This is a genomic window from Pseudonocardia sp. (genome assembly GCF_029263155.1).
In the GTDB taxonomy this organism is placed as follows: Bacteria; Actinomycetota; Actinomycetes; order Mycobacteriales; family Pseudonocardiaceae; genus Pseudonocardia.
The window spans coordinates 30,530-45,755 of sequence record NZ_JAJCYB010000008.1 but is presented as its reverse complement, the minus strand read 5'-3'; the positions used below and the strand labels follow the sequence as shown (position 1 = coordinate 45,755).

Here is a 15,226-nt window from a genome sequence, read left to right as displayed (position 1 = left end):
CGCCGGCTCGTGAGACGGCGGACCACCACTGAGGAGCCGACGCCCATGCCCACGCCTGCCGACGTCGTCAGCAGCTTCTTCCACGCTCTCGGCGCCAGGGACACCGGCGCCGCGCTGGCCCTGCTCGCCCCCGACGCCGAGGTGGAGGTGCTGCCCGCCGCAGGGCAGACCTCGATGGACCCGGCGGCGTCGGGCCGCGCGTTCTTCGCCGCCACGGTCGAGGCGTTCCCCGACCTGTTCGTCACCGTGCACCGCACGTCCGACCTCGGCGACGGCGTCGTGCTCGCCGAGATCTCGGTCGAGGGCACCCAGGCCGCCGACTACCTCGGCGCCGTCAACCAGGAGAAGCACCTCGACCTGCGCCAGGCCTGGCTGCTGACCGTGCGCGACGGCCTGATCCACACCGTCAAGGGCTTCTGGGACGAGAACCAGCTCTTCCGGCGCCTGGCCGTCAAGCGCCTCGACCGGATCGCGATCGTGGCCATCACCGATCGACAAGGAGCCCCGGCATGACCACTGCCATGACGACGATCGAGGTGCGCATCCCCACCCAGACGGTGGAGGCGTTCTTCGACGCCTACCGCCGCCACGAGGTGGACGAGATGGTCGACCTCTGCACGCCGAACGCGGATTTCTCCTACGTGCCCGTGGAGATCTGGGGCCGCCAGCGGGTCGTCCGTGGCGAGGGCAAGGTCGCCACGATCGGCAAGACGCTGTGGACCGGGCTGATCACCTCGTTCCCGGACCTGTGGAACACCGTCGCGTCGGTGCGGGCGGGCGCATCCGTGGAGGGTGGCAGCGTGGTGGCCGTCGAGGTGACCATCGGCGGCACCCAGGCCAGCGCGTGGGCCAACATCTCCGCCCGCGGTGGCAGCTTCGCCGAGCCGCACCTGTTCGTGTTCCGGTGCCACGACGGGCTGATCGACGGCATCACCGCCTACTGGAACAACGCCAGCATCAGCCGCCAGCTCGCCCACCTCGAGATCGACTGAGGAGTACAGATGACCCTGTTGAAGCGCGAGGAATGGCAGCACCTCGTCCGTGACGTCGACTGGACGTTGTCCTATGTGGATGACGAGGCGGTCTATCCGGAATGGATGTCGGGCACCGGCAAGGTGCCGCGCGAGGCGTGGGCGGCGTGGGAGGAGGACTACAAAGTCTCCTACCCGGAGTACGTCGCCACCCAGCGGGAGAAGGAGAGCTCGGCGTACGCCGTGAAGGCCGCGCTGCAGCGCTCCACCGCGTGGGAGAACCTGTCCGAGGGCTGGAAGTCCTCGACGAAGATGCACTTCGGCGGCGTGACGCTCGTCGAGTCGGAGGCAGTGCTCGCCGAGCTGAAGATGGCCCGCTTCGGGCTCAACGGATCGTGGCGCAACATGGCCACGTTCGGCGCGCTCGACGAGATCCGGCACGCACAGATCACGCTGTTCTTCGGCCACGAGTTCGTCGGCAAGGACCCGCAGTACGACTGGACCCAGAAGATGTTCCACACCAACGACTGGGTGGCCATCTCGCTGCGGAACCTGTTCGACGGGATGTGTGTGACGTCCAACGTCGTGGACATCGCGATCCAGCTCCCTCTGACCTTCGAGACCGGGTTCACCAACCTGCAGTTCATCGCGCTCTCGGCCGACGCGCTCGAGTCCGGCGACGTCAACTTCGCCAACATGATCAGCTCGATCCAGACCGACGAGGCCCGGCACGCCCAGCAGGGCGGCCCGACGCTGGAGATCCTCGTCGAGCACGATCCGGTCCGCGCCCAGTGGGTGATCGACAAGGCGTTCTGGGGTTCGGCCCGCGCCTTCGCCGCCCTCACCGGACCCGCGATGGACTACTACACCCCCGTCGAGCACCGGAAGCAGTCCTACCGGGAGTTCATGGAGGAGTGGATCATCGACCAGTTCGTCCGCACCATCGAGGACTACGGGCTGAAGAAGCCGTGGTTCTGGGACGAGTTCATGAAGGGCCTCGACACCTGGCACCACGCGCTGCACATGGGCCTGTGGTACTGGCGCCCGACGCTGTGGTGGAAGCCGACGGCCGCGGTGAGCAAGGACGACCGGGACTGGCTGCGCAGCAAGTACCCCAACTGGGAGACCGTCTACGGCGACAAGTGGGACGTGATCATCGACAACGTCAACGCCGGCAACATGGAGGCGACGCTGCCGGAGACGCTGCCGTGGCTGTGCAGCATGTGCCACCTGCCGTGCTGCGTCGCGACGCTGGGGTACGACAACCGGTGGCGGGTGCGCGACTACCCGCTGAAACACAACGGCGTCACCTACCACTTCTGCACGGCGGGCTGCCGGCAGATCTGGTGGAAGGACCGCGACAACCTCAACCACCCCACCGTGATCGACCGTTTCGTGGCAGGCGAGATCCAGCCGATGGACGTCGGCGGCATCCTCGGCTACATGGGGCTCACCCCCGACGTCATGGGCGACGACCCGGACTACAGCTGGGCGGCGGACTACAAGGACCGGCTGATCGTGCCCCGCGTCGCGGTTGCGGGGTCCTGACGATGACGACAACCGAGCCCCAGCTGGTGCCGCTCAATGCGATCTTCGCCGAGGACTTCGTGCAGATCCTCGTGCCCGTCATGTCGAACAACACGATCGCCGAGCTGGCCGGAGCGGTCGCGCACCACACCGAGGGCAGGCGGGTGCCCAAGCGCGACCTGCCCCACGTCGTCTTCCACAACGGGAAGCGGCTGGACCCGTCCCTGACCGTGGCCGAGGCCGGAATCGGGCCCCTGGACCACGTCCGCGTCGAGTATGAGGAGACCTGATGGATCACCCCGTGGGGCCGGTGCTCCGCATGTGCGACGAGGTCGAGTCGGTGATCGCGGCGATCCGCGACGACAACCCCGACATCGACATCGACGTGGTCGATCGCGGTTCCTACGTCCGGGTGCAGGGCCCGGGCCGGGTGCGGGTGACCGAGGCGTCGTTGCAGCGCCACCTCGGTCCGGCGTTCGAGCTGCGCTCGCTGCAGACGATGCTCTCGTCCTTCGCGGGCCGCATCCACACGAGCAGCGACGAGATCTCCTGGGAATGGGCCACCAAGCGTGAAGGAGCGACGGCATGACAGCGACCCCGAAGCGACGGCGGACCTGGAGCGCGTTCGGCGAAACCCGCCGCGTCCCCAGCGAGTACGAGGTGATGACCCACGAGACGAACTGGACACTGCGGGAGGGCCGGAAGGTCCCGTTCGAGCAGAACCCGTCGTCGCCGGCGAACCTGTGGTTCCTGACCTACCGTGAGGGCTCGCCGCTGAAGGTCGAGGACTGGAACGCGTTCCGCGACCCCGACCAGCTGACCTACCGGACCTATGTCGGGCTCCAGGACGACGAGGAGACCAAGGCCGAGGGGCTGCTCACGCAGTACGCCGAGGCCGGCGCCGACGCGACCCTGTCCGAGGGGTGGGTGTCCGTCCTCGGACGGGTGTTCGCCCCGGCGCGATACCCGCTGCACGGCGCCCAGCAGGTACAGGCCTACATCGGCCACATCGCGCCGTCGTCCTACATCACGAACGCGTCCGCGTTCGCGACCGCCGACCTGCTGCGGCGGGTCAGCCGCATCGCCTACCGCACCCGCGAGCTCCAGCTCGCGCGGCCCGGCAGTGGGATCGGCGAGCGGGAACGGGCGATCTGGGAGGACGACCCGGCCTGGCAGGGCGTCCGCAGGGCCGTCGAGACCGCGCTGATCGCCTACGACTGGGCGGAGGCGTTCACCGCGATCGACCTCGTGCTGCTGCCCACCCTCGACGACGTGCTGCTCACGCAGTTCGGCAGGGTGGCGCGGGCCAACGGTGACGAGCTGGCCTGGCATCTGTCCAGCCTGCTCGCCGCCGATGCGCGGCGCCGGGAGCGGTGGAGCGCCGCGCTCGCCGCGTTCGCGATCGACCAGCGGTCGGGCAACATCGACGTGCTCCGCAAGTGGATCGACCGGTGGTCGGTTCGCGCCGACGAGGCCGTCGCCGCGCTCGCGCCGGTGCTGGCGTCCGCGCCGCAGGGGGCCCCGTCCGTCGACGACGTCCTGGCCTCGGCGCGGGCGGCCAGAGCACGGGTGCTCGACGCCGCCGGCCTGGGTCTGCATCCGGCTGTCCCCGCCGCGGTGGTGTGAGGTGGAGGCGGTGACCGCGAGCTGGCTGCCCGCGCTGGCCCTCGACGAGCTCTGGGAAGGGGAGATGATCGCCGTCACGGTCGCGACGACCAGCGTGCTGCTCGTCAACGTCGACGGGGACGTGCGGGCCTACCGCAACCGCTGCCCGCACCAGGAGTGGGCGCTCGACGAGGGCGACTTCGACGGCGAGGTCATCACCTGCTCCCGGCACCTGTGGGAGTTCGAGGGGTGCAGCGGGCAGGGCCGCAACCCGGCCACCGCCTCGCTGACCGGATTCCCGTGCCGGGTGACCGAGGACGGGATGATCCAGGTCGACGTGGGGCCGGGATGACCCGGCGGTTCGTGATCGTCGGAGCGGGGGTCGCCGGGGCGACGGCCGCGGCGACCCTACGCAGCGAGGGGTTCGCCGGCGAGGTTCTGCTCGTCGGTGACGAGCCGGACCTCCCCTACGAGCGCCCGCCCCTGTCGAAGGCATGGCTCGGCGGGAAGGCCCCGGACATCGCGGTCCACCCGGCGGAGTTCTACGCCGAGCAGTCGATCGAACTGCTCACGGGCACCCGGGCGACGGACCTCGACTGCGCGGCGCGGCGCGTCACGGTCGGTGGCCGCAGCGTCGGCTACGACGCGCTGCTGCTCGCGACCGGCGGGCGGGCCCGGCGGCTGCCGGGGCTGGCCGGGAACCGCGTGCACCACCTGCGCAGCCGCGCCGACGCCGACGCGCTGCGTCGGGCCATGGTGCCGGCGGAGCGGCTCGTCGTGCTCGGCGGCGGGTTCGTCGGGTGCGAGGTCGCGGCCACGGCGCGCGGGCTCGGCGTCGACGTGACGGTGCTGGAGATGGGCGCGGTCCCGATGGAGCGGGCGGTGGGCACCGAGATCGGGCAGCTGTTCGCGGACATCCACCGGGCCGCCGGGGTGGATCTGCGCTGCGGGGAGCGCGTCGAGGCCGTGCAGCAGATCCATGGCGGGCTGCTGGTCCGCACCGACCGGGACGTCATCGAGTGCTCGGTCCTGCTGGTCGCGGCCGGCGTGGTGCGCGAGACGGCGCTGTTCGAGGCGGCCGGAGTGGGCTGCTCGGACGGCGTGCTCGTCGACGCAGGCTGCCGTACCGCGGTGCCGGGCGTGTTTGCGGCAGGCGATGTCGCCGCGCACGCCCATCCCCGCTACGGGCGGCTGCGGGTCGAGCATCACGACAGCGCCAAGCGGCAGGGTGCGGTCGCGGCCCGCGCCATGCTCGGCGAGGACGTGGCCCACGACGAGCCGCACTGGTTCTGGTCGGACCAGTACGAGCACACCTTGCAGAGCTGCGGGCACCCCGGCGGCGCCGGAGCCGACGAGGAGGTCGTCCGCGGCCGGATCGACGAGGCGTCCTTCGTGCGGTTCGGGCTGCGCGACGCGCGGGTGGTCTCGGTGCTCGGTCTCGGCAGGCCACAAGAGGTGATGGCCGGGCGGAGGCTGCTGCGCGCCGGGCATCCGGTTACCGCCGACCAGCTGCGCGACGAGTCGATCGACCTGCGCCGGGTCACCCGACCGGCACCGGCGTGACGGGGAGGACGCGGTGGAGATCAACATCGGACCGGGGCTCGTCGTCGCCGAGGCGCCGCAGGCCCGGATCGCCAAGGCCGCGGCGGCGCGGGCGCTCGACCGGGTTCACGGGATGTCCGCAGCCGAGGCACTGGCGGTGCTGACCCGCCAGGGCGCCGCCACGTGCGAGCCCGTCGCGCGGGTCGTGCAGGGTGCGGTGTCGGCTGCGGCGCACCGGTTCGGATCACCGGCGGGGGACTGGGTGCTGCACGGCGGCGAGATCGGGGACGGCGAGCCGGTCGTCAGGGTGCGCCGGAAGGCACACGGCCTGGCCACCTGGATCACGACGGAGACGACCCGGATCCGGGTGGAGCTACGGGTAGCGGCGTACGACGGAGGAGGTACGGTCGGATGACAGCAGTACAGGCGGTCGAGGTCTCGGAGGCCATCGTTCTGGAGGCGCTGCGGGAGGTGATCGACCCCGACCTCGGGGTCAACGTCGTCGACCTCGGGTTCGTCTACGAGCTGGACCTCGCGGGGGCCCCTGCCGTCCTCACCATGACGCTGACCTCGCCGGCCTGCCCGCTCACCGGGGTGATCGAGGACCAGATCCGGACAGCACTCGGCCCGATCCTGACCGCCTACGAGGTTCGCTGGGTCTGGCGCCCGGCGTGGACGCCGGCCCGGATCACCGAGGACGGCCGCGAGCAGCTGCAGGCGATCGGGTTCACCCTCTGACGGCCGGCGTCAGCCGGGATCGGGGCGCCCTGCCCGCATGTCCAGGATCTCCAGCGCCATCTGGGCGTTGAAGCGGTCCTCCTGCCTGGCCACCGTGATGCCGGTCAGTGCCTCGATCCGGCCGAGCCGGTAGCTCATCGTCTTCGGGTGGATGGAGAGCGACCCGGCGGCGCGCTGCACGTGGCCGTCGCACCGCAGGTAGGCGCGCAGGGTGTTGACCAGGTCGGCGTCGTGGTCGCGGTCGTAGGCGAGCAGCACGCCGAGCTGCTGCTCCGCGTAGCGGTCCAGGTCCTCGCCGTGTGCGGGTTCCAGGAGGAACTGCACGGCGCCGAGATCCTCGAACACCGCGACGGGTGCGTCCGGCGGACGGGTCGCCGCCTTCGCGTAGCCTGCCTGGCGCCCGGCGACCAGGTACTGCGAGATGGTCTGGACGGGCGCGCTGACGCCGAGGGAGAGCTCCCGGTCCAGCTCGGGGCCCAGCGCACAGAGCTCGTGGCCCCACCGGCGGGCGACGTCGGGTGCCCGGTCCGGGACGAGCACGGCCAGTGTCTCGCCGCGCCAGCCCATCGGGGCGTGCACCCCGTGGCCCGCCAGCAGGCGTGCGGTGCGCCGGGTCAGCTCCGTGCGAAGGCGTTCGACGCCCTCCGGCGAGCCGACTCGGGTACCGGTCGCGGACATCAGGATCACCCGCGCCGGGGCCGGCAGCTCGCGGGCCAGCTGGCGGGAGCGCACCATCGCGTCCGCCCCGTCGACGATGCGGCCGTCGAGCAGGTCCCAGACGAACTCCGACTCCAACCGCCGCCCGGCCCCGGCCACGGCGTCGCGCTGGGACAGCAGCAGCGCACACGCCACCGCGGCCTGCTCGGTTGCGACCACGTCCCGGGTCGCGACCGGCAACCGGGTGGCGACGGCCAGCTCACCCCAGCGCAGCGCCGCGGACCGCACCGTCACCGAGATCGCGTGCCGGCCCGCGGCGTCCGGGCCGAGCAGCACCGCCTCGGCGCCGAGCTGCTGCGGTTCCCTCGTCCGGGGCATGGCCAGCAGCGCTTCGAGCCGGCCGCCGGACCCGACGGAGGTGCCCTCGACGCCCGCGAACCGGACCTCCTGGTCGGTGATGCCGTGCAGCGCTTCCACCACCGACTCCAGGTCGGCGCCGTCGGCCACCAACCGGACGAGCCGCTGGTGGATGTCGAGGGTCTGCCTGGCGTCGTCGTACCGTTGCGACAGCTCGTCGTTCGCCGTCAGCAACTGGTCCGAGAGCTGCCGCAGGCGTTCCTCGGCGAGCGTGCGCTGCACGCCGAGCGCGGCGAGGTCGGCCAGTGTGCCGATCAGCTCGACGTCGTCGTCGGTGAAGTGCGACCGCCTGCGCCGCCAGGCCGCGAGCACGCCGGACGTCGTGCCGTCGACCCGCATCGGTGCCCCGATCGCGCCCTGCGTGCCCTCGACGGTGGCGATCGGGACCAGCGCCTGGCTGATGACGGGATCGGTCGTCCAGTCGTCGGAGCGGTAGACCTCGCCGCTCTCGAAGATATGCCCGACCATGCTCTCGCCCCTGGCCAGCCGCAGCCGCGCGGTGCCGATCGACCGGTTGCCCACCACGGCCTTGGCCTCCACCCCCGATCCGTCGGGGGTGGCGAGGAAGACCCCGGCGATCTCGGCACCCAGTACGTCCGCGGTGGCCGTCGCGAGGCCGAGCAGCATCTCTTCGCGATCGACCGAGGCGAGCAGCTGCCGGGCGACGCCGTAGAGCGATGACAGGGCCGCGCGGGCCCGCCGGGACGCCGCCGCGGCGAGCGCGGCGAGCAGCCGCAGCTCCTCCAGGCGCTCCGCGCTCGGCGTGTCGCCGCCGCCCCACCACACGACCAGATCGGTCTCACCGCGCACCACGAACGAGGCCACCGACCTGTCGGCCGCAGCGGTGACGCCCTCGGCGATCCGGCGGGCAGGCAGCGGCAGCGCGGCACCGCTGACGGCAAGCGGCGCCGGACCCGTCGGCTGCCAGTGGACGACGCTCGCGCCGTCGGCGCCGGTCAGCCTGCGGGCGGCGCCTGCGAGCAGCGCGAACACGCGGTCGGCACCCTCGGCGCCTGACTCGAGGATCTGCAGGCAGGTGGTGGCCCACTCGGCGGATCCGTCGGCGGCCACCGGACCATCCTGGTCGTCCGGCTGCCGCCGCGACAGGTCAGGGGTCGACAGTTCAGGGCCGTGCATGGGACGGCCACCGCGCACGGGTCCTCTCGCGTGCACGGTGGCCGGTCGGTGTGCCTCGCCCGACGCGGGGCTCAGAGGTGGATCAGCTTCGACTTGCCCGCCCGCAGGCGCGAGAGCTGCACGAAGTGCTCCGGGTTGAGGAACAGCTCGTTCATCCAGCCCAGAGTGTCGATGGTCAGGCCCTCGGGGCGGTGGATGAGGTAGTCGAGGTACTGGAACGCGTCCTTCGCCCCGTAGCCGACGTGGTGCGCGCCCACCACCTTGCGGGTGGCGCCGTCGATGACGAGCTTCTGGAAGCCGGACAGCTCCGGCTTGCTGAACGCGTAGAGCATGGTGCCCTCGGCGCAGGGCAGCGGCAGGTTCGGCGTGTCCAGGCCCTCCACGTACGGCGGCATCTGGATGATGATCACCTCGTCGAGGGCGGCCTTGGCCTCCTCCTCGGTGAGCCCGACCCAGGTGACCTCGTAGGTGGTGTGCAGGAAGTCCGGGTACTCGGAGAAGTCGAACTCCAGGTCCTCGCCCATGATGTTGCGCGACGCGGTGACGCCGGACTTGCGGGCCTTGAACATCTCCATCGGGCCGTCGATCATGTCGCCGATCGCGTAGACGCCGGGGACGTTGGTCTGCATCCGCTTGTTGGCGATCACCCGGCCGTAGTCGTTGACCTCGATGCCGAGCACGTCCTGCGCGTGCGCGGTGTTCGGGCGCTCGCCGGTGCCCATGAACACGAAGTCGGTTTCGATGTCGATCTCCTCGCCCGACTCCAGCCGGACGGTGACGCTCCGCACGCGCTCGTCGCCGTTCACCGAGACGGGGTGGGCGCCCTCCAGGATCTCCATGCCTCGCTTGCGCATGCCGCCAACCACGTACTGGCGCAGGTCCTCGTCGACGTGGTGCAGCGCCTTGGTCCGCATCAGCTGCGAGCGCGAGACGATCGTCGTGTCGCAGCCGGTGGCGTGGAAGAACGCGCCGTACTCCATGGCGACCTTGCTGCCGCCGATGATCACGCAACGGGTGGGCTCGTAGTCGAGCTCCTCGACGAGGCTGACGAAGTCGAAGACGCCGTGGAGGTCCAGGCCGGGGATGTCGATGTCGATCGGGCGGGCGCCCATGCCGAGCACCAGGTTCTTCGCCTTGAACGTCTTTCCGGCGGCCTGCACGGTGTTCTTGTCGATGATCGTCGCGCGGGCGTTGAGGACGTACTCGACCTCGAGCTGCTCCTTCGTCTGCCAGTTCATGAACGCGTGCGCGCTGCCGCGACCGGCCAGGAACAGCTTCACCATCTCCAGGATGCTGGCGCGGGACGCGTCGAACTTCGGGTAGAACAGCTCGTCGGAGAACCACCGGGCCCGGTCCAGCTCCTCGGCGGCCTCGGAGAACAGGTGGTGCGGCACGCAGGCCTGGTGCGGGCACGACCCGCCGAGGAACGGCCACGCGTCGATGATCAGCGGCCGGCCGCCCATCGCCTTCATGTACGCCGCGCCGAACCGCCCGCCCGCCCCGCCGCCGACGAACACCGCGTCGTAGACGGGGTCCTCGTCGCGTTCGAGGTTCAGGATCGGTTCGGAGTCGGGATCGGCGAGGGATCGCTCGATCAGCTCGTTCCACTCACCGAGGTTGAGATGCATGTCCCGGATATCCACGTGCCCACCGTCCTCATCGCTCCAGCTCGTGCGTCGACGATAAGGCTGGACGTCCGCTGGAACGTCATCTAGCAGGATGAGATGTGGACTGTTCGTTATCGTCCCTGGACAACTGCTGGACGCCAACCTCGGCGACCCGGCCGACGTGGCGATCAGCCCGCCGGAACCGTCTCGGTGATCGGCATCGGCTGGGCGGCCCGAGCCCTGACTGCGCCACCGGGACAGGAAACGGCCCGAAGTTTGACCGTCCGGACATGCCCCGGCCCACGCCGCCGGTGGTTCACTGGCCCAACGGCGCATCGAGACGGGCGTCACAGCGCACCCGTCGAGCACGAGGGTGTGGGCGCACATGAGCGAGCTTGCGAGCGGATCATCGGCAGAGCGCGACGTCACCGTGGCGGTCCGTCAACTCCGCGGCGAGCACCGTCGACGGGTGCGATGGCCCCGGGTGATCGTCGACATCGCCACCGCGGCGGCGGAGGGATCGCACGCGGTCGCGGAGGCCGGGATCCGGGCGGCCCGCCCGCTGCTCGGCGCGGATGTGGCCGTGGTGGTGCGCTGGCAGGACGGGCATCCGGTGGTACTCGCGGCAGGAGGCGACGTCGGCGGGATGCTCGAACGCCGGCCCCCGGAGGGCGCGGGCTGGGTGGACGGTCGGCCGGTCGCGGCGGTGTCGATCGATCCCCGCACCGACGTCGTCGTCTCCCGCTCGGCGCCGATCGGGTTCGAGAACACCGACCTGGAGTCGCTGCGGGCCCTCGGCGAGCTGATCAACTGGGCGGGTGGTGGCCGGCGCCCGGACGCGCTCCTGCGGGGGTTCGCCACCCGGGTGGTCGCCTCGCTCGACCCCGACGAGGTGCTGGTGTGCACGGCGGACGCCGTGGTCCAGATGCTGCGCGCGGAGATCGCCGGCGTGCTGCTGCGCGACGCGACTGGTGAGTACCTGGAGATGCGGTGCGCGATCGGCAACACCAAGCGCGACACCGCGCGGCTCCGGATCCGGTCGGGTCAGGGCCTCGCGGGGCGGGTTCTGCGGTCGGGGCGCCCGGAACGTATCGACGACTACTCCACCGATCCACGATCGGCACCGGAGTTCATGGCGCTGTCCGACGTCGAGGGGACCTGTTCGGCGATCGCCGTTCCGCTGCACTGGGACGGCGAGGTCACCGGTGTGCTGTGCGCATGGCGCCGCCGCCGCGAGCCGTTCACCGACGAGGACGAGAGCCTCTTCGCCGCGTTCGCCGAGCTCTGCGGGACCGCCATCGCCAACGCCGGGCGGCACGAGACGGAGCGCAGGCGGTCCGAGCGGTCGGAGGCCGCCCATGCCGTCCTCACGGAGCGGCACCGGGCGGCCGAGCGCGACCTGCACATGTACGCCGAGCTCGCCCGGATCGCGATGGAGGGCGGCGACGTGGACGCCGTCGTCCGCACCGTGGGGCGGTTGACCAACAGTGTGGCCGTGGTCGTCACCGAGGACGGGCGCACCCTGGGGCCCCCGTCCTCGGTGAACGACCGGCGCGCCGATGTCCCGCTCGAACTGCCGTTCGCGGACGTCGGGCCGGAGCCCACGGTGTGCCAGCGGGACGACGGATCGTGGCTGCTGGTGGCTCCGGTGCACGCAGCGGGGGTGGCCTTCGGACACCTCGCGCTGGTACTCGACGCCGCGCCGACGGCCGGGGACCGGCTCGCAGCCGAGCAGGCCGCGGTGGTCAGCGCGTTGCTGCTGGCGCGGGAGGAGGCGGTCGTCGCGGCCGCCCGCAGGCTGCAGTCGGAGTTCGTCTGGGACCTGCTCGACGGCCGGCTGCCGGACTCGGTCGAGGCGAGCGTGCGGGCGCGGCACCTCGGTACCGGGTTCGCCCTGCCCGCGCGGGTGGCGGCGATCATGGTGCACGGCCTGGCCTACGACGCCACAGCGACCGGCGGCAATCCCGAGCACCTCGAACGGGCACGCAGCGCCTGCGCTCGGCTCATCGGCCAGGCCCTGGACGGCGCCGGTGCGTCCGGCACGGTACTGGCGCGGCGGGCGAACCTGTTCGCGGCGGTCGTTCCCTGCGGCCCCGGCGAGACGATCGTGACCGCCCGGCGGCTGGCGCGGGCTCTCGCGGCGATCCAGTGGCCCGGCGGGATGAGCGCCGCGGTCGGCGTCGGCGGGCCGGTGAAGCACGTCGCGGGATTCCCCGAGGGCTGGCGCGAGGCCCGGCTGGCCCGCTCGGCCGCCGCGGAGTCCGGCGAGCCGGGAATCTTCGAGGACCTCGGCGTGCTGCAGTTCCTGCTCGCCCCCACCTCCCGGGAGGACCTCGACGGCTTCGCCCGCCGCCAGCTCGGCCCGCTCCTCGACTACGACGCCAAGCGCGGCACCGAGCTCACCCGCACCCTCGACGTCTACCTGACGGCCGGCTGCAGCACCCGGCGCACCGCCGCGCTGATGTGCATCCACCACCGGACGGTGGCCTACCGGATGCAACGCGTGGGTGACCTCACCGGGCTCTGTCTCGACGACCAGGAGGACCGGTTCCGGGTGCAGCTCGCGTGCAAGATCCTCGCGCTCGGGGGAAAGGGCGTCGAGGCCGAGCGGGGTGTCGAGGTGACGGCCCGAGGCTGACCCGTCTGATGATTGCGGTCCGGACCCCAGCCGACGGGCCCCGACGCTGTGCGTCGGGGCCCGCGCTGGCGCCCGGGGTAGCGCCGGGGCAGCGGCGCGCGGGAGGCCCGCGCGCCGCGAGGTCAGCCGCCGTGCTCGGCGCGGACGATCTCGGTGCCCTCGACCAGGGCGGCGAGCTTGGCCTTCGCGATCCACCGCTTCAGGTTCGGCAGGCCGCAGTCGGTGGTGACGCCGAGACGCTCGATCGGGACGTACTCCGCGACGGCCCGGATCCGGTCGGCCACCTCCTCAGCGGTCTCCACCGTGACCTGCTTGACGTCGATCACACCGGCCACGAACGGCTTGTCCCAGTTGTTGTCGACCAGCGGCTTGAGGTCGTCGGGCCCGAGCCTGCCCACCTCGTAGTTGAGCACGTCGATGTCGGCGCCGAGCACCTTCGGGAAGATGTTGCGCGCCCGCTCGGTGGTCTCGGTGGCGTGCCGCGGCCGCCGGGCGACGTCGTAGACGCCGAGGTCCTTGTGGGCCTCGTCGCCCTCGTAGGGCAGGTAGGCAGGCGACGAGCCGAGGTTGCCCCAGCAAACGTGCAGCCAGATCTGCGCGTCGACGTCCTTGACCGCCGCGTTGAGGCAGTCGATCTCCCAATCGCCCATGCCGTAGGGCCAGACGAACTCGTCGAGCTGGAAGATGTCCACGCCGATCCCGGCGAGCTCCTTGAGGTCCTCGTTGACGGCCTTGGCCAGCGCCATCCCGAGCTCTCTGATGTCGGAGTAATGCAGGTTGTTCGACGCGGCGGTCATGGCACCGACACCGGTGTAGGAGATCTTGATCGGCTTGCTCGTGGACTTGCGCAGCGCCTTGAGGGTTTCCAGGTGGAACGGGTAGCGGCGGCGGACCTCACCGACGACGGTGGGGGCGTAGAGCATGCTGTAGATCGGAACGGGCAGGTTCGGGCCGTCGAGCTCGTAGCCGGTGAGGCGTTCGATGTAGTGGTAGAGCAACTGGCCGTAGGAGTCCTCACCGTCGAACACCCTGCCGTCGGCGACGATGTCGAGGCCGACGCGCTCCTGGTCGCGGGCGATGCACTGGATGACGTCGTCGTAGGCCTCTTCGGAGATGGAGTCGAACACCACCTTGCCCGGCCGGCCCGGATACCGGGCGAACGCCTGCCCCCTCCACCACCGCGGTTCCGGGTATTTCCCCACCATCGTCGCGGGTAGCAGCATCTCCTGATTGCCGACGCGCATGCTTCCTCCTCCTGGTCGCTTCGAAACCGCGAAATGAACTGAACCACCCGCCCGGCCCCGATCGACATGTCCGGGTGGGCAAAACGATCGCGCTCGACTTGCGCGGTCGTGGCTCGTTCTACGGCCAGACCTTCGGGAACATGTCGCACGCGATCGGATCGCCGACGTTCAGATCCGGTGCGGTGACGTGCCCGGTGAGGCTCTTGTTGTTGAACATGTTCGCGACATGCGGATTCCACACCGCCTGGTCGCCAACATAGAAGCTGGTGATGGCGCGCCGGAAGTTCTTCGTCCGGTTGCCCAGCGAGCCGTGCACGGTTCGCGGGTGGTGCAACAGCAGGTCGCCCGGCTCGGCCTCGGCCACCAGCCAGTCGTACTTGCCGTAGTCCGCCTCGAAGTCGGGCATGTCCTCATACGGGGAGTTGACGTAGGTGTCGGTGATCGCCGGGATGTTCTTGAAGCCGACCGGGTGGTAGATCACGCCCCACTTGTGCGATCCGCGCAGGTAGTGGATCGCCCCACCCTCGGGGGTGACCTTGTCGAACGGCACCCAGATCCGGATCTGCTGGTCGCCCTTGACGGGGAGGAAGGGCAGGTCCTGGTGCCACGGGGTGGCCTTGGTCGCGCCCGGTTCCTTCGCGAAGATCTGGTCGTAGAAGAAGATGATCTCCTTGGCGTCGGTCAGCACCTGCCGCGCGACGTGCTTCAACGGTCCGTGGATCGCCCACGCCTTGAACGCGTCGTCGAACATCCAGGGAAAGGTCAGGGAGAAGAACCGCGGGTCGCCGTCGTCGGCGTAGTTCTGGGAGGACGGATCGGACTGCTCGAGGATCCGGGTCACGGCGTCCCGCATGAAGTCGACCCAGTCCAGCGGGATGACTCCTTTCACGATCGCGGCGCCATCGCGCTCGTACGCGGCGCGTTCCTCGTCGGACACGGGACGGATCAGTCCGGAGGTCGGGTAGTCGACGTCGATGTCGAGGATCGCGGAACTCATTCGGCACTCCTTCGCGCGGTGAAATGATCGGGTGACGCCATGCAACCAAGGCTCTTTCCGCCCGCACATGTGCGGATGGGAAAAGCTGGCGTCCCGCGTTTGCCGCTTCGGCCAGGGTCCGCCGCAACGCCCGGCGATAGGCTGAG

At 70.8% G+C, this 15,226-nt stretch carries 15 protein-coding genes; 11 read left to right on the top strand and 4 right to left on the bottom strand.

Going from position 1 to position 15,226, the window contains the following annotated elements; all coding sequences use genetic code 11:
- Positions 1-45: 45 nt before the first annotated feature.
- From Q1K26_RS00925 to Q1K26_RS00880, 10 genes are read left to right on the top strand one after another with little or no spacing between them, the layout of a single operon-like run.
- The gene (locus Q1K26_RS00925; RefSeq protein WP_300007053.1) at positions 46-513 is read left to right on the top strand and encodes a nuclear transport factor 2 family protein; all 468 of its coding nucleotides are present in this window, start codon (positions 46-48) and stop codon (positions 511-513) included.
- Positions 510-992, top strand: coding sequence for a nuclear transport factor 2 family protein (locus Q1K26_RS00920; RefSeq protein ID WP_300007051.1), 483 nt, complete (start codon positions 510-512; stop codon positions 990-992). Before Q1K26_RS00925 ends, Q1K26_RS00920 begins: the two co-directional genes overlap by 4 nt.
- A gap of 9 nt (positions 993-1,001) precedes the next feature.
- On the top strand, positions 1,002-2,519 hold the full coding sequence (locus Q1K26_RS00915) for a toluene monooxygenase (protein ID WP_300007050.1): 1,518 nt from the start codon (positions 1,002-1,004) through the stop codon (positions 2,517-2,519).
- Between the two features lie 2 nt (positions 2,520-2,521).
- Positions 2,522-2,788, top strand: a complete 267-nt coding sequence (locus Q1K26_RS00910) for a toluene-4-monooxygenase system B family protein (RefSeq protein ID WP_300007049.1) — start codon at positions 2,522-2,524, stop codon at positions 2,786-2,788.
- Positions 2,788-3,087: an MmoB/DmpM family protein gene (locus Q1K26_RS00905; RefSeq protein WP_300007047.1), complete on the top strand. Its 300-nt coding sequence runs from the start codon at positions 2,788-2,790 to the stop codon at positions 3,085-3,087. The genes Q1K26_RS00910 and Q1K26_RS00905 overlap by 1 nt, the downstream gene beginning before the upstream one ends.
- Complete coding sequence (locus tag Q1K26_RS00900; protein ID WP_300007045.1) at positions 3,084-4,124, top strand: toluene hydroxylase; 1,041 nt, start codon at positions 3,084-3,086, stop codon at positions 4,122-4,124. The genes Q1K26_RS00905 and Q1K26_RS00900 overlap by 4 nt, the downstream gene beginning before the upstream one ends.
- A gap of 10 nt (positions 4,125-4,134) precedes the next feature.
- Complete coding sequence (locus Q1K26_RS00895) at positions 4,135-4,455, top strand: Rieske 2Fe-2S domain-containing protein (protein WP_300007044.1); 321 nt, start codon at positions 4,135-4,137, stop codon at positions 4,453-4,455.
- Positions 4,452-5,666 carry an FAD-dependent oxidoreductase gene (locus tag Q1K26_RS00890; RefSeq protein WP_300007043.1) on the top strand — a complete coding sequence of 405 codons (1,215 nt, stop codon included), beginning with the start codon at positions 4,452-4,454 and terminating at the stop codon, positions 5,664-5,666. Before Q1K26_RS00895 ends, Q1K26_RS00890 begins: the two co-directional genes overlap by 4 nt.
- A 13-nt stretch (positions 5,667-5,679) precedes the next feature.
- A complete protein-coding gene (locus Q1K26_RS00885) occupies positions 5,680-6,060 on the top strand; it encodes an uL22 family ribosomal protein (RefSeq protein ID WP_300007041.1) in 381 nt (126 codons plus the stop codon).
- Complete coding sequence (locus tag Q1K26_RS00880; protein ID WP_300007039.1) at positions 6,057-6,383, top strand: metal-sulfur cluster assembly factor; 327 nt, start codon at positions 6,057-6,059, stop codon at positions 6,381-6,383. The genes Q1K26_RS00885 and Q1K26_RS00880 overlap by 4 nt, the downstream gene beginning before the upstream one ends.
- A 9-nt stretch (positions 6,384-6,392) precedes the next feature.
- On the opposite strand, the gene Q1K26_RS00875 is transcribed toward Q1K26_RS00880, so the two are convergent.
- Both Q1K26_RS00875 and Q1K26_RS00870 read right to left on the bottom strand, forming a co-directional pair.
- On the bottom strand, positions 6,393-8,528 hold the full coding sequence (locus Q1K26_RS00875) for a helix-turn-helix domain-containing protein (protein ID WP_300007037.1): 2,136 nt from the start codon (positions 8,526-8,528) through the stop codon (positions 6,393-6,395).
- A 137-nt stretch (positions 8,529-8,665) separates the two neighbouring features.
- Positions 8,666-10,237 (bottom strand): FAD-dependent oxidoreductase, encoded by a 1,572-nt coding sequence (locus Q1K26_RS00870; protein WP_300007035.1) that lies wholly within the window; start codon positions 10,235-10,237, stop codon positions 8,666-8,668.
- 433 nt (positions 10,238-10,670) lie between these two features.
- Here Q1K26_RS00870 and Q1K26_RS00865 point away from each other — a divergent pair, with 433 nt between their 5' ends.
- Entirely contained in the window at positions 10,671-12,839 is a 2,169-nt protein-coding gene (locus tag Q1K26_RS00865; RefSeq protein WP_300007033.1) for a GAF domain-containing protein, read from the top strand.
- Between the two features lie 122 nt (positions 12,840-12,961).
- Here Q1K26_RS00865 and Q1K26_RS00860 read toward each other — a convergent pair whose 3' ends face one another.
- Together Q1K26_RS00860 and Q1K26_RS00855 are read right to left on the bottom strand one after the other, a co-directional pair.
- Positions 12,962-14,083 (bottom strand): cobalamin-independent methionine synthase II family protein, encoded by a 1,122-nt coding sequence (locus tag Q1K26_RS00860; RefSeq protein ID WP_300007031.1) that lies wholly within the window; start codon positions 14,081-14,083, stop codon positions 12,962-12,964.
- Positions 14,084-14,201: 118 nt separating this feature from the next.
- On the bottom strand, positions 14,202-15,080 hold the full coding sequence (locus Q1K26_RS00855; protein ID WP_300007029.1) for a phytanoyl-CoA dioxygenase family protein: 879 nt from the start codon (positions 15,078-15,080) through the stop codon (positions 14,202-14,204).
- Positions 15,081-15,226 lie beyond the last annotated feature (146 nt).

Coding starts and splice junctions, on each gene's coding strand:
- Q1K26_RS00900 (WP_300007045.1), top strand. CDS start 3,084: ATGACAGCGACCCCGAAGCGACGGCGGACCTGGAGCGCGTTCGGCGAA.
- Q1K26_RS00860 (WP_300007031.1), bottom strand. CDS start 14,083: ATGCGCGTCGGCAATCAGGAGATGCTGCTACCCGCGACGATGGTGGGG.
- Q1K26_RS00880 (WP_300007039.1), top strand. CDS start 6,057: ATGACAGCAGTACAGGCGGTCGAGGTCTCGGAGGCCATCGTTCTGGAG.
- Q1K26_RS00905 (WP_300007047.1), top strand. CDS start 2,788: ATGGATCACCCCGTGGGGCCGGTGCTCCGCATGTGCGACGAGGTCGAG.
- Q1K26_RS00890 (WP_300007043.1), top strand. CDS start 4,452: ATGACCCGGCGGTTCGTGATCGTCGGAGCGGGGGTCGCCGGGGCGACG.
- Q1K26_RS00915 (WP_300007050.1), top strand. CDS start 1,002: ATGACCCTGTTGAAGCGCGAGGAATGGCAGCACCTCGTCCGTGACGTC.
- Q1K26_RS00925 (WP_300007053.1), top strand. CDS start 46: ATGCCCACGCCTGCCGACGTCGTCAGCAGCTTCTTCCACGCTCTCGGC.
- Q1K26_RS00910 (WP_300007049.1), top strand. CDS start 2,522: ATGACGACAACCGAGCCCCAGCTGGTGCCGCTCAATGCGATCTTCGCC.
- Q1K26_RS00920 (WP_300007051.1), top strand. CDS start 510: ATGACCACTGCCATGACGACGATCGAGGTGCGCATCCCCACCCAGACG.
- Q1K26_RS00855 (WP_300007029.1), bottom strand. CDS start 15,080: ATGAGTTCCGCGATCCTCGACATCGACGTCGACTACCCGACCTCCGGA.